At 48.0% G+C, this 22,606-nt stretch carries 17 protein-coding genes and 4 tRNA genes; 4 read left to right on the forward strand and 17 right to left on the reverse strand.

The features are described from left to right. The first annotated feature begins 23 nt into the window (after window positions 1-23). Window positions 24-1,556 carry a 2,3-bisphosphoglycerate-independent phosphoglycerate mutase gene (gene gpmM / locus EPB59_RS11190; RefSeq protein WP_154172761.1) on the forward strand — a complete coding sequence of 511 codons (1,533 nt, stop codon included), beginning with the start codon at window positions 24-26 and terminating at the stop codon, window positions 1,554-1,556. A 164-nt stretch (window positions 1,557-1,720) separates the two neighbouring features. Then, window positions 1,721-2,881 carry a murein hydrolase activator EnvC family protein gene (locus tag EPB59_RS11195; protein ID WP_154172763.1) on the forward strand — a complete coding sequence of 387 codons (1,161 nt, stop codon included), beginning with the start codon at window positions 1,721-1,723 and terminating at the stop codon, window positions 2,879-2,881. Here EPB59_RS11195 and EPB59_RS11200 read toward each other — a convergent pair. The 4 genes from EPB59_RS11200 to nudC form a co-directional block, all read right to left on the reverse strand. After that, window positions 2,878-3,837, reverse strand: coding sequence for a DHH family phosphoesterase (locus EPB59_RS11200; RefSeq protein WP_154172765.1), 960 nt, complete (start codon window positions 3,835-3,837; stop codon window positions 2,878-2,880). The two genes, EPB59_RS11195 and EPB59_RS11200, sit on opposite strands and share 4 nt — an antisense overlap. A gap of 86 nt (window positions 3,838-3,923) precedes the next feature. Further along, window positions 3,924-4,559, reverse strand: a complete 636-nt coding sequence (locus tag EPB59_RS11205) for a TetR/AcrR family transcriptional regulator (protein ID WP_055052265.1) — start codon at window positions 4,557-4,559, stop codon at window positions 3,924-3,926. Window positions 4,560-4,654: 95 nt separating this feature from the next. Next, window positions 4,655-5,725, reverse strand: a complete 1,071-nt coding sequence (hemE, locus tag EPB59_RS11210; RefSeq protein ID WP_195706991.1) for a uroporphyrinogen decarboxylase — start codon at window positions 5,723-5,725, stop codon at window positions 4,655-4,657. A 255-nt stretch (window positions 5,726-5,980) separates the two neighbouring features. Further along, a complete protein-coding gene (gene nudC, locus EPB59_RS11215; protein WP_195706992.1) occupies window positions 5,981-6,757 on the reverse strand; it encodes an NAD(+) diphosphatase in 777 nt (258 codons plus the stop codon). Between the two features lie 177 nt (window positions 6,758-6,934). Between nudC and rsd the strand changes: the two genes are divergently transcribed. Continuing rightward, entirely contained in the window at window positions 6,935-7,429 is a 495-nt protein-coding gene (gene rsd / locus EPB59_RS11220) for a sigma D regulator (RefSeq protein WP_154172771.1), read from the forward strand. Between the two features lie 102 nt (window positions 7,430-7,531). Here the strand turns inward: rsd and rpoC are convergent, their stop codons facing one another. From rpoC to EPB59_RS11285, 13 genes are all read right to left on the reverse strand, one after another. Beyond that, window positions 7,532-11,737 carry a DNA-directed RNA polymerase subunit beta' gene (gene rpoC, locus EPB59_RS11225; RefSeq protein WP_154172773.1) on the reverse strand — a complete coding sequence of 1,402 codons (4,206 nt, stop codon included), beginning with the start codon at window positions 11,735-11,737 and terminating at the stop codon, window positions 7,532-7,534. Between the two features lie 105 nt (window positions 11,738-11,842). Then, entirely contained in the window at window positions 11,843-15,868 is a 4,026-nt protein-coding gene (rpoB, locus tag EPB59_RS11230) for a DNA-directed RNA polymerase subunit beta (protein ID WP_000263113.1), read from the reverse strand. Window positions 15,869-16,108: 240 nt separating this feature from the next. Further along, window positions 16,109-16,477: a 50S ribosomal protein L7/L12 gene (rplL, locus tag EPB59_RS11235; RefSeq protein ID WP_000028971.1), complete on the reverse strand. Its 369-nt coding sequence runs from the start codon at window positions 16,475-16,477 to the stop codon at window positions 16,109-16,111. A 66-nt stretch (window positions 16,478-16,543) separates the two neighbouring features. After that, window positions 16,544-17,032: a 50S ribosomal protein L10 gene (gene rplJ, locus EPB59_RS11240; RefSeq protein ID WP_001207198.1), complete on the reverse strand. Its 489-nt coding sequence runs from the start codon at window positions 17,030-17,032 to the stop codon at window positions 16,544-16,546. A 268-nt stretch (window positions 17,033-17,300) separates the two neighbouring features. Further along, window positions 17,301-18,002, reverse strand: a complete 702-nt coding sequence (gene rplA, locus EPB59_RS11245; protein WP_055028364.1) for a 50S ribosomal protein L1 — start codon at window positions 18,000-18,002, stop codon at window positions 17,301-17,303. A 4-nt stretch (window positions 18,003-18,006) separates the two neighbouring features. After that, complete coding sequence (gene rplK, locus EPB59_RS11250) at window positions 18,007-18,435, reverse strand: 50S ribosomal protein L11 (protein ID WP_001085797.1); 429 nt, start codon at window positions 18,433-18,435, stop codon at window positions 18,007-18,009. A 130-nt stretch (window positions 18,436-18,565) separates the two neighbouring features. Beyond that, on the reverse strand, window positions 18,566-19,114 hold the full coding sequence (gene nusG, locus EPB59_RS11255; protein WP_001287510.1) for a transcription termination/antitermination protein NusG: 549 nt from the start codon (window positions 19,112-19,114) through the stop codon (window positions 18,566-18,568). 15 nt (window positions 19,115-19,129) lie between these two features. Continuing rightward, window positions 19,130-19,510 carry a preprotein translocase subunit SecE gene (secE, locus tag EPB59_RS11260; RefSeq protein WP_134817777.1) on the reverse strand — a complete coding sequence of 127 codons (381 nt, stop codon included), beginning with the start codon at window positions 19,508-19,510 and terminating at the stop codon, window positions 19,130-19,132. Between the two features lie 223 nt (window positions 19,511-19,733). Then, the gene (gene tuf, locus EPB59_RS11265; RefSeq protein WP_000031640.1) at window positions 19,734-20,918 is read right to left on the reverse strand and encodes an elongation factor Tu; all 1,185 of its coding nucleotides are present in this window, start codon (window positions 20,916-20,918) and stop codon (window positions 19,734-19,736) included. Window positions 20,919-21,031: 113 nt separating this feature from the next. Next, window positions 21,032-21,107: transfer RNA gene (locus EPB59_RS11270), tRNA-Thr, on the reverse strand. A gap of 13 nt (window positions 21,108-21,120) precedes the next feature. Next, window positions 21,121-21,195 (reverse strand) — tRNA-Gly (locus EPB59_RS11275). Window positions 21,196-21,229: 34 nt separating this feature from the next. Beyond that, window positions 21,230-21,314 (reverse strand) — tRNA-Tyr (locus EPB59_RS11280). A gap of 36 nt (window positions 21,315-21,350) precedes the next feature. After that, window positions 21,351-21,426, reverse strand: a tRNA-Thr gene (locus EPB59_RS11285). A 208-nt stretch (window positions 21,427-21,634) separates the two neighbouring features. Between EPB59_RS11285 and coaA the strand changes: the two genes are divergently transcribed. Next, window positions 21,635-22,558, forward strand: coding sequence for a type I pantothenate kinase (gene coaA, locus EPB59_RS11290; RefSeq protein ID WP_241666216.1), 924 nt, complete (start codon window positions 21,635-21,637; stop codon window positions 22,556-22,558). Window positions 22,559-22,606 lie beyond the last annotated feature (48 nt).

The raw sequence follows: 22,606 nt of genomic DNA on the forward strand, positions 1-22,606 counted from the left end.
TTGATTTTGACGAGGTTAGAACTATGTCAGCTAAGAAGCCAATGGCTCTGGTGATCCTAGATGGTTGGGGTTACCGCGAAGACAACGCAAATAACGCGATCAACAATGCGCGTACACCTGTGATGGATAGCCTAATGGCGAATAACCCTCACACTCTGATTTCTGCTTCTGGTATGGACGTAGGTCTACCTGATGGTCAAATGGGTAACTCAGAAGTGGGTCACACCAACATCGGTGCAGGCCGCATTGTTTACCAAGACCTGACTCGCATTACCAAAGCGATCATGGATGGTGAATTCCAACAAAACGAAATTCTGGTTGCTGCGATTGATAAAGCGGTTGCTGCTGGCAAAGCGGTTCACCTAATGGGTCTAATGTCTCCAGGTGGCGTTCACTCACACGAAGATCACATCTACGCAGCAGTAGAAATGGCAGCCGCACGTGGAGCAGAAAAAATCTACCTGCACTGCTTCCTTGACGGTCGTGACACACCACCACGTAGCGCAGAAGCATCACTGAAACGCTTCCAAGATCTGTTTGCCAAACTGGGCAAAGGTCGTATCGCTTCTATCGTGGGTCGTTACTACGCAATGGATCGTGACAACAACTGGGATCGCGTTGAAAAAGCCTATGACCTGCTGACTCTGGCACAAGGCGAGTTTACTTGTGACTCTGCCGTTGAAGCACTGCAAGCGGCTTACGCTCGTGAAGAAAACGATGAGTTCGTGAAAGCGACCGAAATCCGCGCAGCGGGTCAAGAGTCTGCCGCGATGCAAGATGGCGATGCACTGTTGTTCATGAACTATCGTGCTGACCGCGCGCGTCAAATCACCCGTACTTTCGTACCGGATTTCGCAGGCTTTAGCCGTAAAGCATTCCCAGCGCTTGATTTTGTGATGCTGACTCAATACGCAGCAGACATCCCACTGAAGTGTGCGTTTGGTCCAGCGTCACTGGAAAACACATACGGTGAGTGGCTATCAAAAGCGGGTAAAACTCAGCTACGCATCTCTGAAACTGAGAAATACGCGCACGTAACTTTCTTCTTCAACGGCGGCGTTGAAAATGAATTCCCTGGCGAAGAGCGTCAGCTGGTTGCTTCACCAAAAGTAGCAACCTATGACCTACAACCAGAAATGAGCTCTAAAGAGCTGACTGACAAGTTGGTTGCAGCGATTAAATCAGGTAAATACGATGCGATCATCTGTAACTATCCAAACGGCGACATGGTTGGTCACACTGGCGTTTACGATGCTGCAGTGAAAGCGTGTGAAGCAGTCGATGAATGTATCGGCCGTGTGGTTGAAGCCATCAAAGAAGTGGATGGTCAACTGCTGATCACGGCTGACCACGGTAACGCGGAAATGATGATCGACCCTGAAACAGGTGGTGTACACACTGCGCACACTAGCCTGCCAGTACCGCTCATTTATGTCGGGAACAAAGCGATCAGCCTGAAAGACAACGGTAAACTGTCTGATCTGGCACCAACTATGTTGGCGCTATCTGATCTGGAAATTCCAGCAGACATGTCAGGCCAAGTGCTGTACAGCTAAGCAGCCTCAATGATGAAAGCCCTGAATACTCAGGGCTTTTTTGTACCTTTTTCCCATTGCGTGCGATGAGAATTGCAAACTTTTGACATCACAGGCTCGCCACCTGCCAAGCTTTGGGTATACTGAATCACCCTTTTCAATCCACTAACTCCAGATCAAACTCAATGACACCTACTGCGCCGCATGCGATTTTCAGTGACTTTCGAGGTAAAACCCTGACCAGTCGTCTGTTGGCTTGCCTGCTATTTATGGTTGTACTTATGGTTGTACCTCACCTTGGAGCCGCAACGCAGCAGGAACTGACTGGAGTAAAAAGTGAAATTTCTCGCCAACAACAATCTTTGGCGGAACAACAAAAATCACTCGATCAACTACAGCAGTCACTTAAGCAACAAGAGCTTGGCATCAACAGCATCGAAAATCAGATCACGAAAACCAAAAATGATCTAGAGAATGCCAATCGCAACATTGCTCAGCTTAATAGCAACATTCAAGCACTGGAAACGCAGAAACAGCAGCAAGCTGAAAAACTAGAGCGCCTGCTACAAACCTATTACCTTACGCAACGCTCATTGACGAATGGCCAGTTTTTTCATCGCAGCGCCGATGAAGATCGCATCAGCCAGTACTATCAACATTTGGCAAAAAGCCGTGCGCAAGCCATCGAAGCGTTAGAAAAAACACGCTCTGATCTGCATGCCAACCAGCAGCAAAGGCAAGCAGAGCGTGAACAAATTGAAAAATTACTGGCAGAGCAGACCCAACAGCGAGACAAGCTCGCCAAAACGCAAACTGAGCGTAAACAAACGGTGAAGAAAATCGAGAGCAGCATTTCTGGCGACAAAGTGTACCTTGCCGAATTGCAACGCAACGAAACTCGCCTCAAAGCAGAAATTGCCAAAGCCGCCAAACGTAATGCGGTACTGATGAATGGCATTGCGAGTCAACGCGGTAAACTGCCTTGGCCGCTGAAAGGTCGTGTGCTACATAACTTCGGTGAACGCCAAACTGGGCAGATCGATTGGAAAGGTTTGGTCATTGATGCCAATTACGGCCAAGAGGTCAAAGCGGTTTATCCGGGCACGATCGTGTTTGCCGAGTACCTGCGTGGTTATGGCTTGGTTGTGCTCCTCGACCACGGCAAAGGTGATATGACACTGTATGGTTTTAACCAAACTCTACTCAAAAAAGAGGGCGATAAAGTCATCGCCGGTGAAACCATTGCCCTTGCCGGTGATACCGGAGGCCAAGCGCGTCCTGCCCTCTATTTTGAGATTCGCCGCAATAGCCGTGCGGAAAACCCCTCGCAGTGGTTACAACGCTAACGAGCGTAAAATCGTTCCACAACTTGGATAACTTCATCCAATAAAGCTTGGGGTAGATGGTTGATGCCACCCGCAGATTCACGGCCACCACCGGAAGGAAACTGGGAACACAAAGCTCCCGCGCCTCGTTTATCACTCAATGGTGCACGTAAAGAGAGCGTGTAGTGTTGAACATCCGCATACGTCACAATCAAATGCGCACGTTGCACATCCTGATTGGCAAGATGATTGGCGAATGCGCCACTGACTCGCTGCGCCGCTGCACAATCAGGCAATATCACCACCATTAAGCTTGGACTCTGATAATAAGCCGGTTGATCAAGGGCAAAAGCAAAATCTTGCTGATAAGCGCTGCGTAATTGGTAGAAAGGCGAGTTAAGATCGGCCAGCACAGCCCATGGCGTGCCATAAGCCAATAAGGTTTGATAAAGTGCATCGGGCGCAAAATGCAGTTCAGACACCTCACGTCCGTAGCCGTTGTAGTTTATCAGCGTTCCTAATTCACAAAGCTCTGCGGTTTGTACGGCATCGAATCCCGCTTCTTCAGCCAGAGTTTGTGCAACACGGTGTAAGTTATCGCCAAACGCAGCCGTTATCGCCCAGTCACGAAAACGCCCTTTCAGTAGTCGATCAATAATCAGCGCGGTACAAACATTAGCATCGGTATAAATATGTGCTTGCAGTGCAGAATGGGTAGGAATGTCACCGGGCTGATGATGGTCGGCATAAAATACATGGGCTCCCGCTTGCAAAGCTCGCTGCAAGCCAAGCTGATTTTTAGCCATGGAGATATCCAATACCACCAGCTCATCACCAGCCATTACCGTCAGTCGATCGAGTAAGGCAATATCGCGCTTAACGCCCGTGACTAGCTGAGTAGATTTAGGATGCGCTAGACGCCATTGCACAAGAGAAAGGATGCCATCGGCATCCCCATTAAACACATCATAATCCACGTACGTCTTCCTTTCTGCATTGGAATGACCAGAAAACTATCAAGTTATCAACCTCATGCCCAAGACAGATTGGTTATAACTCATGCTCAGGCATGCATGGCTCGCACACCCTCTTCAAGCAGTTGAAGTTGTTCACGGCCGGCTTTAGTAGCACAAGGTTTGACGACTGAGATCATTTGCAACATGCCTTGATGAATCACCTCCTCGGTCACTTGAGTCTTATGCGACATCGCTGATTGATAACCAAGCCAACTGGAAGCAATCAGATGCAGCGTGCGAACCAATATCGGCATCTCATCTTCATTTAAATCCAGCAGTTGCAAACTCACAAAATTGCGTACGATATCAATCAAATTAGTCTGTAACCGTTCTTGCACCTGAATATAGTCATCGTGTAACTCTTCATCACGCTGCAAAATTTCTGGCAAATTGGCATAGAAAAAGCGGTATTTCCACATCAGTGTGAAAATAGAATCTAGATAATGCTTGAGTAGAGAGAGGCTTTCATATTTCCCCTGTAATGGGGTAAAACGCTCAATCAACTCTGCAGAGTAAAGGCCGAATATATCGCGCACAATCTCCTGCTTATTGCGAAAGTGGTAATACAAATTACCCGGGCTAATCTCAATGTGAGCAGCGATGTGGTTAGTCGTGATATTGCGTTCACCTTGCTGATTAAACAGCTCAAGCGCAGCATGCACGATGCGATCCTTGGTTTTCATCATGATTCGCTTTATCTATCTGTCTGGATTACCGAAGTATAAAACAGTTGGGCTCAAGATGTGAAAAGCGTCTGACCTGCAGACGCTTTAACAAATTATTTTTGGTGGTAAGGCTTAGAAAGCTCATGCACCGCTTCAACAAATACACCGGCATTTTCAGGCGGAACATCAAGATGAATACCGTGACCTAAGTTAAACACATGCCCTGTATCACCTTGGCCGAAACCCGCCAAAATACTCGCTACTTCTTCGCGAATTCGTGGGGCAGGAGCATACAGAATGGAAGGATCCATGTTGCCTTGCAGTGCCACTTTATCTCCCACGCGTGCTTTGGCGTCAGCGATATTGATCGTCCAGTCCAAACCCACGGCATCACAGCCTGTCGCGGCGATCTGCTCCAGCCACATGCCACCATTTTTAGTAAACAGTGTGACCGGAACACGGCGGCCTTCGTTTTCACGAATCAAGCCATCCACAATCTTGTGCATGTACTGTAAGGAGAAGAGCTGGTAGTCACGTGGAGTTAATACGCCCCCCCAAGTATCAAACACCATTACCGCCTGAGCACCCGCTTTGATTTGGGCATTGAGGTAAGTAATCACGCTATCAGCCAATTTATCCAACAGCGCATGCAGCACCGCAGGCTCGCTGTACATCATCTTTTTGATTTTGGTAAAGGCTTTTGAGCTGCCACCTTCAACCATATACGTGGCGAGAGTCCATGGGCTGCCAGAGAAACCAATCAGCGGCACTTCACCTTGCAGATCTTTGCGAATTTGACGCACCGCGTTCATCACATACTGCAATTCACCTTCTGGATCGGGAATGCCAATCTTATCGACATCCGCTTTGCAGGTGATCGGGCGATCAAACACTGGACCTTCACCAGCTGCAAAACGTAGCCCCAACCCCATGGCATCAGGGATAGTCAAAATATCAGAGAATAGAATCGCGGCATCGAGCGGAAAACGGCGCAGCGGCTGGAGTGTGACTTCAGAAGCCAACTCTGCATTCTTGCACAACGCCATAAAATCACCCGCTTGAGCGCGAGTGGCACGGTATTCAGGAAGATAACGGCCAGCTTGGCGCATCATCCATACAGGGGTGTAATCGACTGGCTGCTTGAGCAGAGCACGCAGATAACGATCATTTTTTAATTCAGTCATGGTGATTTCCACTTATTCGGCTGCTTTACTTTGCGCGTATTCTAACACCGTTTGTCCCACAAAAACGGTTGGCTTTGCAAGCGGGATCAAGTTATTAACTCATAAATCAATGCTTAAATTGCGTCCAAACCTTAACGGTGTTAAAAATTTGTTCGCTAGCGAAAACTATAATCATAAACTGGGTCTTCGACTCAGCATCTCATAACGACATCTTACTTACCCCCTCCTTAACCGGAGGGTTTTTTTTGTCATTTTCTAGTGATGGTCTTGAGCAATATTGACCAACGTCTGCTCAATCAACGCACGAGCGATGGTGCCTTGTGGCGCAACGGGTGGAAGATTATTCATACCAAACCAGTTGGCATCACTCAGTTCACTGTAATCAGGCTTAAGCTCACCACCTCGATAATCAGCGAGAAACGCCATCATCATACTCGATGGAAAAGCCCAAGGTTGGCTGCCAAAGTAGCGAATATTGGTCACTTCAATTCCGGTTTCTTCCCGTACCTCACGAGCCACACACTGTTCAAGTGTTTCTCCCACCTCTACAAAACCAGCAATCACGGTATACATGCCGCTACGATGGCGTGGGTGCTGCGCTAATAAAATCTGCTTCTCTTTGCGAACAGCGACGATAATACAGGGGAAAATACGCGGATAATGCAACGTTCGGCAATCGTGGCATTGCATTGCCAGTTGCTGATGATTGAGGTAGTTGCGCCCCCCACACTGTGGACAAAAACGTATGGTTTGGCTCATATGTCCGTATTGCACCGCTTTGCTCGCCGATAAAAATAGAGTTTCATCAATACCCAACAATTCGCGTAGCGAGCTGAGCGAGCGATCTTGCTCAATATCCGCGGCATTCAGCCAGTAGACAGGGGAGTTTTGGTAATGATCCACTAAGATCGCCTTATCTTGCGGCAGATCCCACTGCTGTGCACTACCAAAAGGAATTTGCCCATCCACCAACCACAGGTCACTGCCTGAAACAACACACCAATAAGCGTTCTTGCCGTCACTCTTTTCCACTCTGCTTCTCCTGATTGCTTGCAGTCGGATCATTTTACTGGCAATCTAAATTCACACCACAATTTGTCAGCACAACAATTATTGACTATAACTTTTTGTGAGGGCAGTAGTTATATCTTATTGATATTACTAAGAAGGCAAAGGAACGATCGTCAGTGACGATCCGATCATGAGGACATGGTCATGCTAAAAAGATTCAAAAACACTCAAGACCAATGGGGCGGTTCGAACGAGATCATTGATCACTGGTTGGAGAAACGACAACATGTGATCGTTGAGTATTGTAAGCTTGCAGCTCTACAGCCTTGTGCTAATAAGACTACCGTATCAGAACTCCCTTCTCCACAGGCTTTGCTGTACTTTTGCCAAGAACTGGTGGACTACATTTCTGAAGGTCATTTCAAGATCTACGACATGGTCATGAATCAATGGCAAGCTACTGGCTTTAAAGCCACTGATGAGATTAATCAGGTGTACGCCAAAATTGTCGCCACGACTGAGCCACTACTGAACTTTAACGATCAGTACGCCACCATCAGTGAATATGATGAGTTGATCGATTTAGATCGCGATTTATCCGAAGTGGGTGAAGTGCTTGAAGCTCGTTTCTCTCTCGAAGATCATTTAATCCAGTTGATCGCCGATAGCCTTGCTGTACCTCCAGGCGCTTAATCACTCTGTACATCCTTGAATGAGCTTGCTCATCTTGAATTTCAAAAGAAAAGTACCAATAAAAAAGGCACCATAAGGTGCCTTTTTTCATAGTTTGATGACTTACTCGTCGTCAGAAGAGAAACCTGCATTCAACAGTGCAGCTAGGTTGTCAGTCGCTTGTTCAGCTGATGGACCTTGCTGTTCTTGTGCACGTTTGGCTTGACGATCTTGGTGGTACGCAAAACCAGTACCAGCCGGGATCAGACGGCCAACGATTACGTTCTCTTTCAGACCGCGCAGATCGTCACGCTTACCAGATACCGCTGCTTCGGTTAGAACGCGAGTGGTTTCTTGGAACGATGCTGCCGAGATGAAGGACTCAGTCGCCAGAGATGCTTTGGTAATACCCAGCAGCTCACGCTCGAAACGAGCTGGCTCTTTGCCTTCTTCAACCAGTTGACGGTTCGCGATCTTCACTTGTGAGTACTCAACTGTCTCGCCAGGCAAGAACTCTGAGTCACCCGCGAAGGTGATCGTACACTTACGCAGCATTTGACGAACGATAGTCTCGATGTGCTTATCGTTAATCTTAACGCCTTGTAGACGGTAAACTTCCTGAACCTCGTTCGCGATGTAAGTGGTCACAGCATGGATACCACGCAGACGCAGGATATCATGTGGCGACTCTGGGCCGTCCGCAATCACATCACCACGCTCAATGCGCTCACCTTCAAACACGTTCAATTGACGATGTTTAGGGATCATCTCTTCGTAAGTGTCACCACTGTCACGAGTGATGATCAAACGACGCTTACCTTTGGTCTCTTTACCGAACGATACAGTACCTGAGTGTTCAGCCAGAATCGCAGGCTCTTTTGGCTTACGCGCTTCGAACAGGTCAGCAACGCGTGGTAGACCACCGGTGATGTCCTTGTTACCGCCAGACTTCTGAGGAATACGAGCCAGTGTATCACCCACATTCACTTCAGCGCCGTCGTCCAAGTTCACAATCGCTTTACCTGGCAGGAAGTATTGAGCTGGCATATCAGTACCTGGGATCAGGACATCTTTACCATTTGCGTCAACCAGCTTAATCGCTGGACGCATATCTTTACCTGCTGCAGGACGCGCTGCGGCCTCAGTCACTTCACTTGAAGACAGACCAGTCAGATCGTCCGTTTGACGAGAAACGGTTACGCCATCGATCATATCCACAAACTGTACGCGACCTGCCACTTCAGTGATGATTGGCATGGTGTGCGCTTCCCAGTTTGCAACAGTTTCACCCGCTGCAACTGCATCGCTATCGGCTTTACTCAGCATAGAGCCGTATGGCAGTTTGTGTTTCTCTTTGGTACGACCAAACTCGTCAATGATGGTCAGCTCAGAAGCACGAGACGTGATAATGAGCTTGCCATCTTTGTTGATTACGAACTTCGCGTTATGCAGTTTCACAGAACCGTTGTTTTTCGCTTGGATGCTGTTTTCTGCTGCTGCTGTTGATGCCGCACCACCGATGTGGAACGTACGCATCGTCAGCTGTGTACCCGGCTCACCGATTGACTGTGCCGCGATAACACCGACCGCTTCACCTTGGTTCACCAAGTGACCGCGTGCCAGGTCACGACCGTAACACTGTGCACAACAACCGAAGTCAGAATCACAAGTTACCACTGAACGTACTTGGATTTGGTCAACTGAGTTATCGTTGATCACCTTACACCACTTCTCATCAAGCAGCGTATTACGTGGGATCAGCACTTCGTCTGTACCTGGTTTGAGGATATCTTCCGCAACCACACGGCCCAGAGCCAGTTCAGTCAGAGCAACTTTAACGTCACCACCTTCGATGTGTGGTGTCATCACCACGCCTTCTAAGGTGCCACAGTCGTGTTCAGTAACTACAACGTCTTGCGCAACGTCTACCAGACGACGAGTCAGGTAACCGGAGTTCGCCGTTTTCAGTGCCGTATCCGCCAGACCCTTACGAGCACCGTGCGTTGAGATAAAGTACTGAAGAACGTTTAGACCTTCTTTAAAGTTTGCCGTGATTGGCGTTTCGATGATCGAGCCATCTGGACGCGCCATCAGACCACGCATACCCGCCAACTGACGGATCTGAGCAGCAGAACCACGAGCACCTGAGTCGGCCATCATATAGATGCTGTTGAACGACTCTTGTTTTTCTTGTTCGCCTTGACGGTTGATCACCTGCTCAGAAGAGAGGTTTTCCATCATCGCTTTCGCTACGCGATCGTTGGTTGAGGCCCAAATATCGATCACTTTGTTGTAGCGTTCGCCAGCGGTAACCAGACCAGACTGGAACTGCTCTTGAATTTCGCGTACTTCTTCTTCCGCTTCAGCAATTTCAGTGTACTTAGCCGCCGGTACTACCATATCGTCGATACCAACCGATACACCTGACAGTGCCGCGTATGCGAAACCGGTGTACATGATTTGGTCAGCGAAAACAACGGTGTCTTTTAGACCTAGCTTACGGTACGCCTCGTTGAGCAGGTTAGAAATTTGCTTCTTACCTAGCTTCTGGTTCACCAAGCTGTATGGCAGACCTTTCGGTACGATTTGCCACAACATGGCACGGCCAACGGTCGTGTCAATCATCTTGGTTTCAGTCGTCAACTTACCGTTTTCATGCTTGATGGTTTCGGTAATACGTACTTTTACGCGAGCGTGCAGCTCAGCAGTCTTAGTACGGTATGCCTTCTCAGCCTCAGTTGGGCCAGTCAGGTACATACCTTCGCCTTTCGCGTTGATCTTTTCACGGGTCATGTAGTACAGACCCAGTACCACGTCCTGAGACGGTACGATGATTGGATCACCTGACGCTGGCGACAGAATGTTGTTGGTTGACATCATCAGGGTACGAGCTTCCAACTGAGCTTCAAGCGTCAGAGGAACGTGTACCGCCATTTGGTCACCGTCGAAGTCCGCGTTATACGCCGCACACACCAGTGGGTGCAGCTGGATCGCTTTACCTTCGATTAGAACGGGTTCAAACGCTTGGATACCCAAACGGTGAAGTGTTGGTGCACGGTTCAGCAGTACTGGGTGTTCACGGATCACTTCATCCAAGATATCCCATACCACCGCTTCTTCGCGCTCAACCATTTTCTTAGCGGCTTTGATCGTCGTTGCTAGGCCACGAGTTTCCAGCTTGCTGTAGATGAATGGTTTAAACAGCTCAAGAGCCATTTTCTTCGGCAGACCACATTGGTGCAGACGCAGGTATGGACCTACGGTGATAACCGAACGGCCTGAGTAGTCAACACGTTTACCCAGCAAGTTCTGACGGAAACGACCTTGTTTACCTTTGATCATGTCAGCCAGAGACTTCAGAGGACGCTTGTTCGAGCCAGTGATCGCACGACCACGACGGCCGTTATCCAGCAGTGCATCCACAGACTCTTGCAGCATACGTTTTTCGTTACGTACGATGATGTCTGGTGCAGCCAGTTCAAGCAGACGCTTCAAACGGTTGTTACGGTTGATTACGCGACGGTACAGATCGTTCAGATCTGACGTTGCAAAACGACCGCCATCCAGTGGAACCAGTGGACGTAGATCAGGCGGCAGAACTGGCAATACAGTCAGGATCATCCATTCAGGCTTGTTACCTGATGCAACGAACGCTTCAACCAGCTTCAGACGCTTAGTCAGCTTCTTACGTTTGGTTTCAGAGTTAGTGGTGTCCAGCTCTTCACGCATCTGCTCAGCTTCTGCTTGCAGATCCATAGATGACAGCAGATCTTTGATCGCTTCTGCACCCATTTTCGCGGTGAACTCGTCGCCCCACTCTTCCAAACGGTCGAGGTACTCTTCCTCAGTCAGCATTTGACCACGTTCAAGGTCAGTCATGCCTGGCTCAGTCACTACGTACATTTCAAAGTACAGTACGCGCTCGATGTCACGCAGAGGCATGTCCATCAGCAGACCGATACGAGATGGCAGAGACTTCAGGAACCAGATGTGTGCAACTGGAGAAGCTAGCTCGATGTGGCCCATACGGTCACGACGAACTTTAGTTTGAGTGACTTCAACGCCACACTTCTCACAAATCACGCCACGGTGTTTCAGACGCTTATATTTGCCACAAAGACATTCGTAGTCTTTTACCGGGCCAAAAATACGCGCACAGAACAGACCATCACGCTCAGGCTTGAACGTACGATAGTTGATGGTTTCAGGTTTTTTCACTTCACCAAAAGACCATGAACGGATCATGTCTGGTGAAGCCAGACCGATTTTGATCGCGTCAAATTCTTCAGTCTTATGCTGTGCTTTTAGAAAGTTTAATAAGTCTTTCACATTCAGCTCCTGTAAGGAGTTAAAAGGAACTCGCTGCGATTAGCAACGAGCACCTTCCTACCGAAAACCGGTAGGCTTCCCCTTGCGGGGAAACCTTAGGGTTTATTATTCGTCTTCTAGCTCGATGTTGATACCCAGCGAGCGAATCTCTTTCAACAGTACGTTGAACGATTCTGGCATACCAGGTTCCATCGCGTGATTGCCATCTACGATGTTCTTATACATCTTAGTACGGCCGTTCACGTCGTCCGATTTCACGGTCAACATCTCTTGCAGGGTATACGCAGCACCGTATGCTTCCAGTGCCCACACTTCCATCTCACCGAAGCGCTGACCACCGAACTGAGCTTTACCACCCAGAGGTTGCTGAGTAACCAGACTGTAAGAGCCTGTAGAACGAGCATGCATCTTGTCGTCAACCAAGTGGTTCAGTTTCAGCATGTACATGTAACCCACGGTAACTGGACGCTCAAATGCGTCACCCGTGCGGCCATCGAACAGAGTCAACTGACCTGAAGCTGGCAGATCCGCCAGTTCCAGCATGGCTTTGATAGACGATTCAGGTGCACCATCGAATACTGGCGTCGCCACTGGTAGACCTGCACGCAGGTTTTGTGCCAGTGTACGAACGTCTTCATCACTTAATGCTGAGATATCAACACGTTGACGAGTATCGCCCAGATCATAAACCTTCTGCAGGAACTCACGCAGCTTCGCTAGCTCTTGTTGTTCCTTGATCATTTGGTTGATCTTGTCACCGATACCTTTCGCCGCCAGACCTAAGTGAACTTCTAGGATCTGACCGATGTTCATACGTGATGGTACGCCCAGAGGGTTCAGTACGATGTCAACCGGTTGACCGTTTTCATCGTATGGCATGTCTTCAACAGGGTTGATCTTAGAGATAACACCCTTGTTACCGTGACGACCCGCCATCTTATCACCCGGTTGGATGCGACGTTTCACTGCTAGGTAAACTTTAACAATCTTCAGTACGCCAGGAGCCAGATCATCACCTTGGGTGATCTTGCGACGCTTAGCTTCAAACTTCTTATCGAAGTCTGCTTTCAGCTCGTCGTACTGCTCTGCCAGCTGTTCCAGCTGAGTTTGCAGTTCGTCGTTTTCTAGCGTCTGCTCTAACCATTTCTTACGTTCGATTGAACCCAGTTTCGCTTCAGTGTAACCACCGGCTAGCAGAACAGAGCGAACACGCGCCAGAAGACCGCCTTCCAGAATTTGGAACTCTTCAGTCAGGTCTTTCTTCGCTTCTTTCAGCTGCATCTGTTCGATTTCAAGCGCACGCTTGTCTTTTTCTACGCCATCGCGAGTAAAGACTTGAACGTCGATAACCGTACCTGCTACTGAGTTTGGTACACGCAGAGACGTATCTTTAACGTCTGAGGCTTTCTCACCAAAGATCGCACGCAGCAGTTTCTCTTCTGGAGTCAGCTGAGTTTCACCTTTTGGTGTCACTTTACCAACCAGAATGTCGCCGCCTTTCACTTCTGCACCGATGTACACGATGCCAGATTCGTCAAGCTTAGACAGAGCCGCTTCACCCACGTTAGGGATATCAGCCGTGATCTCTTCTGCGCCCAGCTTAGTATCACGCGCCACACAAGAAAGTTCTTGGATGTGGATAGTGGTAAAGCGGTCATCTTGAACTACACGCTCAGAAACTAAGATCGAGTCTTCGAAGTTGTAACCGTTCCAAGGCATGAATGCGATACGCATGTTTTGGCCAAGCGCCAGTTCACCAAGATCAGTTGATGGACCGTCTGCCAACACATCGCCACGCGCCACAGGTTCACCCGGCATCACACATGGACGCTGGTTGATACACGTGTTTTGGTTCGAACGGGTGTACTTAGTCAGGTTGTAGATGTCGATACCCGCTTCGCCTGGGATCAACTCTTCTTCGTTCACTTTGACTACGATTCGTGAAGCGTCAACTGACTGGATCATACCGCCGCGTTTCGCAACCGCAGTTACACCAGAGTCAACCGCTACGTTACGCTCGATACCAGTACCTACCAGTGGTTTCTCTGAACGCAGAGTTGGAACCGCCTGACGTTGCATGTTCGCACCCATCAAGGCACGGTTAGCATCGTCGTGTTCTAGGAACGGGATCAGCGATGCCGCGATCGATACCACTTGGTTAGTCGCAACGTCCATGTAGTCAACGTGTTCACGTGGGTGAAGACCTGACTCGCCTTTTTGACGTGCAGTAACGAGTTCATCGGCAAAACCACCTTCTTCAGTCAGTTTCGCGTTCGCCTGAGCGATAACGAATTGACCCTCTTCAATCGCAGACAAGTAATCAACTTCGTCAGTGACAACGCCGTTCACTACGCGACGGTAAGGAGTTTCTAGGAAACCGTACTCGTTGCAGCGTGCAAACGCAGAGAGCGAGTTGATCAAACCGATGTTTGGACCTTCAGGTGTTTCGATAGGACATAGACGACCGTAGTGCGTTACGTGTACGTCACGTACTTCGAAGCCAGCACGCTCACGAGTCAGACCGCCAGGGCCCAATGCAGAAATACGACGCTTATGCGTCACTTCTGACAACGGGTTGTTCTGGTCCATAAACTGAGACAGCTGAGAAGAACCAAAGAATTCTTTTACAGCAGCAGAAATCGGTTTCGCGTTGATCAAGTCTTGTGGCATCACGTTGTCTAGATCGCCCAAGCTCAGGCGTTCTTTCACAGCGCGTTCAACACGTACTAGACCTACACGGAATTGGTTTTCTGCCATTTCGCCGACACTACGGATACGACGGTTGCCAAGGTGGTCGATATCGTCCACTTCGCCTTTACCGTTACGAATCGAGATCAGCTTTTTCATCACTTCGATGATGTCTACTTGATCCAGCGTGCCTTGTTCATCTGCATCTTCACGACCGATTGAGCTGTTGAACTTCATACGGCCAACAGTCGACAGATCATAACGCTCTGCAGAGAAGAACAGGCTTTCAAACAGCGCTTCTGCTGCTTCTTTCGTTGGCGGTTCACCAGGGCGCATCATGCGGTAGATTTCTACCAGTGCAGAGATGCGATCGGTGGTGCTATCAACACGCAGGGTTTCTGACATGAACGGACCGTGGTCCAGATCATTGGTAAACAGAACTTCTAGCTTCTTGTAACCGGCTTGAGACAGGTTAGCCAGCGCTTCCAGGCTGATTTCCTGGTTAGCGGTAATGATCAGTTCGCCAGTCGCTTCGTTCACGTAATCTTTCGCAGATACTTTACCTACGATGTACTCAACCGGAACTTCGATGAAGTTCACGCCATCTTTTTCAAGCTGACGGATGTGACGTGCAGTCACACGACGGCCTTTCTCTACGTAAACCTTACCATCCGCTTCGATATCGAAGGTCGCAGTTTCACCACGCAGACGCTCTGGAACCAACTCCATCATTAGAGTTTGATCTTTCACTTCGAAATTCACTTTTTCGAAGAAGATGTCCAGGATCTCGGCGCTAGTTTTACCTAGTGCACGCAGGATGATCGATGCAGGCAGCTTACGACGACGGTCAATACGTACGTACAGGTTGTCTTTTGGATCGAACTCAAAATCGAGCCATGAACCACGGTACGGAATGATACGTGCGTTATACAGAACTTTACCTGAAGAATGGGTCTTACCCTTATCGCTGTCGAAGAACACGCCTGGGCTTCGGTGCAGCTGGGATACGATAACCCTTTCGGTACCATTGATTACGAAGGTACCATTTTCTGTCATGAGCGGAATTTCGCCCATGTAGACTTCTTGTTCTTTAATATCTTTGACAGTACCTGCTGGCGCGTCTTTATCAAAGATCACTAGGCGTAGTTTAACGCGTAGCGGTTTTGAATAAGTTACACCACGGATTTGACATTCTTTAACGTCAAAAACTGGCTCACCAAGACGGTAGCTAACGTATTGCAGCTCTGAATTGCCGTTATAGCTCTGAATTGGAAATACAGAACGAAAAGCGGCTTCAAGACCGTATTGTCCTTCAGGATCCTGTTCGATGAACTTTTCGAACGAATCGAGCTGGATCGATAGCAGGTATGGAATGTCCAACACTTGTGGACGAGTACCAAAGTCCTTACGGATGCGCTTTTTCTCGGTATAAGAGTAAACCATGGGGTTCCTCAGCTCGCTGATAAGTGACCCAAACTGTCCGCCTTTCAGGTTAAAAAGGGTGAGGACAGTGACTAATCGCTGTTTACTGTAGTGTGAATTCATTGCGTTGAAATGAACTCATTTGCATGAATATGGAACGCTTAAACAGCGGGAAAATTCGCCCATACCCTACAGCGCAAAAAGGCCGGTGGTTATTAAACCACCAGCCATTAGCCTCTCGGCTAAGAAATTAAGTAAGAATTACTTAACTTCAACAGTTGCACCAGCTTCTTCAAGCTCTTTCTTCAGTGCTTCTGCTTCTTCTTTAGATACAGCTTCTTTAACAGTTGCTGGAGCGCCGTCTACAAGAGCTTTAGCTTCTTTCAGACCTAGGCCAGTTGCGCCACGTACTGCTTTGATAACAGCAACTTTGTTCGCGCCTGCAGCAGACAGAACTACGTTGAATTCAGTTTGCTCTTCAGCAGCAGCGCCGCCAGCAGCTGGACCAGCTACAACTGCAGCTGCAGCAGAAACACCGAACTTCTCTTCCATAGCAGAGATCAGTTCAACAACTTGCATTACAGACATTTCTGCAATAGCGTCTAGGATTTGCTCGTTAGTAATAGACATAACAATTCTCTTTTAAGTCAACAATAAGTTTATTTAGCAACCAGTAAAAAGCAAAAGCGATTTTGCTTATGCAGCTTCTTTTTGATCGCGGACAGCAGCGATTGTACGAACCAGCTTGCCAGCAGAAGCTTCTTTCATGCACATCATCAGGCGTGCAATCGCTTCGTCGTAAGTTGGTAGTGTCGCTAGTACTTCAGGGTCAGTCAGTACGCCTTCAAATGCAGCTGCTTTGATTTCAAATGCTTTGTTCTCTTTAGCGAAGTCTTTAAAAAGACGCGCTGCAGCACCTGGGTGCTCGTTAGAGAAGCCGATCAAAGTAGGACCTACGAATACGTCTTTTAGACATTCGTAAGCTGTGCCTTCTACTGCGCGACGTGCCAGTGTGTTACGAACAACTTTCAGGTAAACGCCCGCTTCACGAGCTTGTTTACGCAGATTAGTCATCGCAGCAACTTGAACACCACGAGAGTCAGCAACAACTGCAGAAAGTGCACCACTGGCCGCTTCGTTGACTTCAGCAACAATTGCTTTTTTGTCTTGAAGATTTAAAGCCATCTTGGATTAACTCCTGGTTGTCGTTACACCGCTCACTATTATCAACAACAGTGAGAGCTTTTTTGGTGCAGTCCCAGAAGAAAGGTAACTTAAAAAGTAAATCTTTCTGTCAGTTCGGGCACCATCTACGTAGGTTTTATTAAGTTATCCGAGGATAACGCCTACGGTCTTGGACGGAGACTGTTTTTCACCACGAGGGTAAAAGTCAGCCCCAACCACAAATATTAGGCGCGGAATTATACACAAATTCTGCGCCTAAGCAAATGCATTAAACTTGTGCGCTCAGAGTATTCTGATCGACAGCAACGCCAGCACCCATAGTAGTAGAGATGCTTACCTTCTTCACGAAAACGCCTTTCGCAGAAGATGGTTTTGCTTTTTTCAGAGCAACCAACAGAGCTTCTAAGTTCTCTTTCAGTTGTTCAGTTTCGAACGATACCTTACCAATAGTGGTATGGATGATACCGTTCTTGTCGTTACGGTAACGAACCTGACCTGCTTTCGCGTTCTTAACCGCTTCAGCAACGTTAGGAGTTACAGTACCAACTTTCGGGTTTGGCATCAGACCACGTGGGCCTAGGATAGTACCTAGTTGACCAACAACGCGCATTGCATCTGGAGATGCGATAACTACGTCGAAGTTCATTTCGCCTTTCTTAACTTGGTCAGCCAGATCTTCCATACCAACCAGTTCCGCACCAGCAGCTTTAGCCGCTTCAGCGTTAGCACCTTGAGTGAATACCGCTACGCGGATGTCACGGCCAGTACCGTGTGGCAGCACAGTCGCGCCACGAACGTTTTGGTCAGATTTACGAGCATCGATACCCAGGTTAACAGCAACGTCAACTGATTCAACGAACTTCGCTGTTGCCAGCTCTTTCAGCAGAGCAACTGCTTCGTTGATGTCGTACTCTTTAGTTACATCCACTTTTGCGCGGATAGTACGCATACGCTTAGTTAGTTTTGCCATTGTATTAACCCTCAACCACTAGGCCCATTGAGCGAGCAGTACCTGCGATAGAACGCTTCATCGCTTCGATATCAGCACCAGTCATATCAGCTGCTTTAGTTGCAGCGATTTCTTGGATTTGAGCGTCAGTGATTGTGCCCACTTTAGCAGTGTTAGGACGTGCAGAACCAGACTTGATGCCCGCTGCTTTCTTCAGAAGAACTGCTGCTGGTGGAGTCTTGATTTCGAACGTGAAAGAACGGTCGCTGTATACAGTAATAACTACTGGAGTTGGCAGACCTTTCTCTAGAGATTCTGTACGTGCGTTGAACGCTTTACAGAATTCCATGATGTTAACACCACGTTGACCCAGAGCTGGACCTACTGGTGGACTTGGGTTTGCCATGCCAGCTGCAACTTGCAGCTTTACATAAGCTTCAACTTTCTTAGCCATGATATTTCCTAAATTATGGGTGCAAACGCTAATCGATTGATCAGCTCCCCGAGTTTCATAAAGAACCTGTAAAAAGGCGCGAAATTATAGTCATAATCCACGCCCCAGACAAGCCTAAAGAGATGCTTTTTTAATCAAGCTTTTCAACTTGACCAAATTCGAGTTCAACAGGTGTTGCGCGACCAAAGATCGAAACCGACACTTTCAAGCGGCTTTTCTCGTAATCCACTTCTTCAACGGTACCGTTGAAGTCAGCAAATGGACCATCGTTAACACGTACGACTTCACCAGCTTCAAACATCGTTTTCGGACGCGGCGCTTCGCTAGCTTTTTCAAGACGGTTGAGAATCGCATCCGCTTCTTTATCCGTGATAGGCGCAGGGCGATCCGATGTACCACCGATGAATCCCATCACGCGAGGTACGCTACGTACCAAGTGCCAAGATTCATCGTTCATGATCATCTGCACTAGCACATAACCAGGGAAGAATTTACGTTCGCTTTTGCGGCGTTGGCCAGCGCGCATTTCTACCACTTCTTCTGTTGGTACTAACACTTCACCAAACAGCTCTTCCATACCATGCATTTTGATATGTTCACGAAGTGACTGAGCAACACGTCCTTCAAATCCCGAGAAGGCTTGAACTACATACCAGCGTTTTTTGGGAGCTTCACTCATGTATTAAACCCTCTACTATACTCCGGTCGCAAAGGCCACTAGACGAACCATAATGCCGTCAATACCCCAAAGCGCCAGAGCCATTACAATACTTACTGCTAAAACGATCAATGTAGTTTGCATGGTTTCTTGGCGGGTAGGCCAAACCACTTTACGAACTTCCATACGAGATTCGCGTGCAAAAACGATCGCTTCTTTGCCTTTTGTTGTTGTCGCAGCAACACCAAGTGCCGCAGCAATCAACACAATTACACCTGCGGCGCGAGCCACCACAGACAGTTCACCATACAGGTAATTACCCACAACAGCGGCAACCAGCAGAACAAAAGTGGCTACCCACTTCAGAATGTCTGCTGCATTTGAGCTATCAGGAGCTTCAGCGTTGTTTGCTTTCATAAACCAACCTGTCACAAATCTGACTTCTAGACGACAACGACCCCGCTGTTGCAGGGCAAATCCATTCGGTCAACGCAATGCGCTGATTCCATACTAAAGAGCGAGAAAATACTCTCTCAGCCCAAAATCTTGGCTGCGTTTGATCAAGAAATCGACACATTAGTGCGCAGCGCAGAAAAAGGGCATCAAATGATGCCCTTTTTAGTAGTGCTTAGTCAAATAATTAAGCGATGATCTTAGCTACAACACCAGCACCTACAGTACGGCCACCTTCACGGATAGCGAAGCGTAGACCTTCGTCCATCGCGATTGGCGCAATCAGGTCTACAACCATCTTGATGTTGTCGCCTGGCATTACCATTTCTACGCCTTCTGGAAGCTCGATGCTGCCTGTTACGTCAGTTGTACGGAAGTAGAACTGTGGACGGTAACCTTTGAAGAATGGAGTATGACGGCCACCTTCGTCTTTTGACAGTACGTATACTTCTGATTCGAACTTAGTGTGTGGAGTGATTGAACCTGGCTTCGCCAGTACTTGACCACGCTCTACTTCTTCACGCTTAGTACCACGTAGCAGTGCACCAACGTTCTCACCTGCACGACCTTCGTCAAGCAGCTTACGGAACATTTCTACACCTGTACAGGTAGTTTTTACTGTGTCTTTGATACCAACGATCGCAACTTCGTCACCCACTTTCAGGATGCCGCGCTCGATACGGCCAGTTACTACTGTACCACGACCTTGGATTGAGAATACGTCTTCGATTGGCATCAGGAATGCCATGTCTACTGCACGCTCTGGCTCTGGAATGTATGAATCTAGTGCTTCTGCTAGTTCAACAATCTTCGCTTCCCACTGTGCTTCGCCGTTTAGCGCGCCTAGTGCTGAACCTTGGATTACTGGCAGGTCATCACCTGGGAAATCGTACTCAGACAGCAGCTCACGAACTTCCATTTCAACCAGCTCTAGAAGCTCTTCATCGTCAACCATGTCACATTTGTTCATGAATACGATGATGTAAGGAATACCTACTTGGCGACCTAGCAGGATGTGCTCACGAGTTTGTGGCATTGGACCATCTGTTGCAGCAACAACTAGGATACCGCCGTCCATCTGTGCAGCACCAGTGATCATGTTCTTAACATAATCCGCGTGTCCTGGACAGTCTACGTGTGCGTAGTGACGGTTTGGAGTATCGTACTCTACGTGAGAAGTATTGATTGTAATACCACGCTCACGCTCTTCTGGTGCGTTGTCGATTGACGCGAAGTCACGAGCTTTACCGCCGTATACTTTTGCAAGTACAGTACAGATAGCTGCGGTTAGAGTTGTTTTACCGTGGTCAACGTGGCCGATAGTACCAACGTTTACGTGCGGTTTCGTACGTTCAAATTTCTCTTTAGACATGAGTTGTCCCTCTAGGTACGGATTTAGGTGGCTTTTGAGATGACCACGCAACCAAAAAATATCGGTAGTAAAGTATATATCAAAAGGAAAATGTTGCTTAGAGTGATTAGAGCTGGTGCTGATAGGCAGAATCGAACTGCCGACCTCATCCTTACCAAGGATGCGCTCTACCATCTGAGCTATATCAGCACTCTAAAATGAGTGGAGCGGGCAGCGGGAATCGAACCCGCATCATCAGCTTGGAAGGCTGAGGTAATAGCCATTATACGATGCCCGCACACGTAACTCTGAGAGCTATTTCCTTAAGAATATGGTGGAGGGGGACGGATTCGAACCATCGAAGGCGGAGCCGGCAGATTTACAGTCTGCTCCCTTTGGCCACTCGGGAACCCCTCCAAATTTTTAGACCATTTTCACTGCTAGTGGAGAAAATGGTGCCGACTACCGGAATCGAACTGGTGACCTACTGATTACAAGTCAGTTGCTCTACCTACTGAGCTAAGTCGGCATAAGTGGTGCGCATTCTAGTGAATGATCTTGGGGGTTGCAACCCTTATATCGAAAAAAATGTCACTTTTCAGAGCATTTGATTTAATCGATGTTTTTTCAGCCAAATTGCCGCGCAATCGCTAATTCTCGCATCATTCTATTTTGTTTTATCTTTAGCTTATTGTATTTTCGCTTTCCTTATTATTAACCGCATGATTGAGCCGATGATGAGTCCCTACCTAACCTTTGATCGCCAACAATGGGCTGAATTACGTAATTCTGTGCCCATGACGCTCTCTGAAAGCGATCTTAAAGAGTTACAAGGGATCAATGATCATTTGACCATGACCGAAGCGGTGGAAATTTATCTTCCTCTTGCTCGCCTGCTCAATCTGTATGTGGCTGCTCGTCAGAGTCGCAATGGTGTATTACATCAGTTTTTAGGGAATACGGAATCGGCTCCACCGTTTGTCATTGGCATTGCGGGCAGCGTTGCGGTCGGTAAAAGCACAACGGCTCGCTTGCTGAAAGCCCTCTTGTCACGTTGGGAGAATCATCCGAAAGTTGAACTGATTACTACCGATGGTTTTCTGTATCCAAATAAAATACTCACGAAACGCGGGATCATGCATAAGAAAGGCTTTCCTGAATCTTATGATATTCGCCGATTAGTTGAGTTTGTTTCGGAGGTCAAAGCAGGACAGCCGAATGTGCTCGCTCCCGTGTACTCACATCTAACTTACGATATTACTGATGAGCAGAAAGTAGTTGATCGCCCGGATGTGCTGATCATTGAAGGCTTAAATGTACTGCAAAGTGGTATGGACTACCCTCACGATCCACACCGTGTATTTATTTCTGATTTCCTCGACTTTTCGATTTATGTCGATGCGGACAGTGACCAGATCGAGAAATGGTATGTTGAACGGTTTATGAAATTTCGCCAAGGTGCGTTTAAAAAGCCGGGGTCATACTTCAGTCACTATACTGCCCTCACTGAAGCGCAAGCAGAACAAAAAGCTCGTTCGATATGGGAAACCATCAATGGTAAAAATCTGGTTGAAAATATCCTTCCTACCAAAGGACGCGCACACCTGATTCTACGTAAAGGACTTAATCATAGTGTGGAAGAAGTGCTCCTACGTAAATAAGCATTACAGGCTACTCGATTGTGATAAAAAAAGAGGCTTTCGCCTCTT

It is taken from the genome of Vibrio metoecus (genome assembly GCF_009665255.1).
Lineage (GTDB): Bacteria > Pseudomonadota > Gammaproteobacteria > Enterobacterales > Vibrionaceae > Vibrio > Vibrio metoecus_B.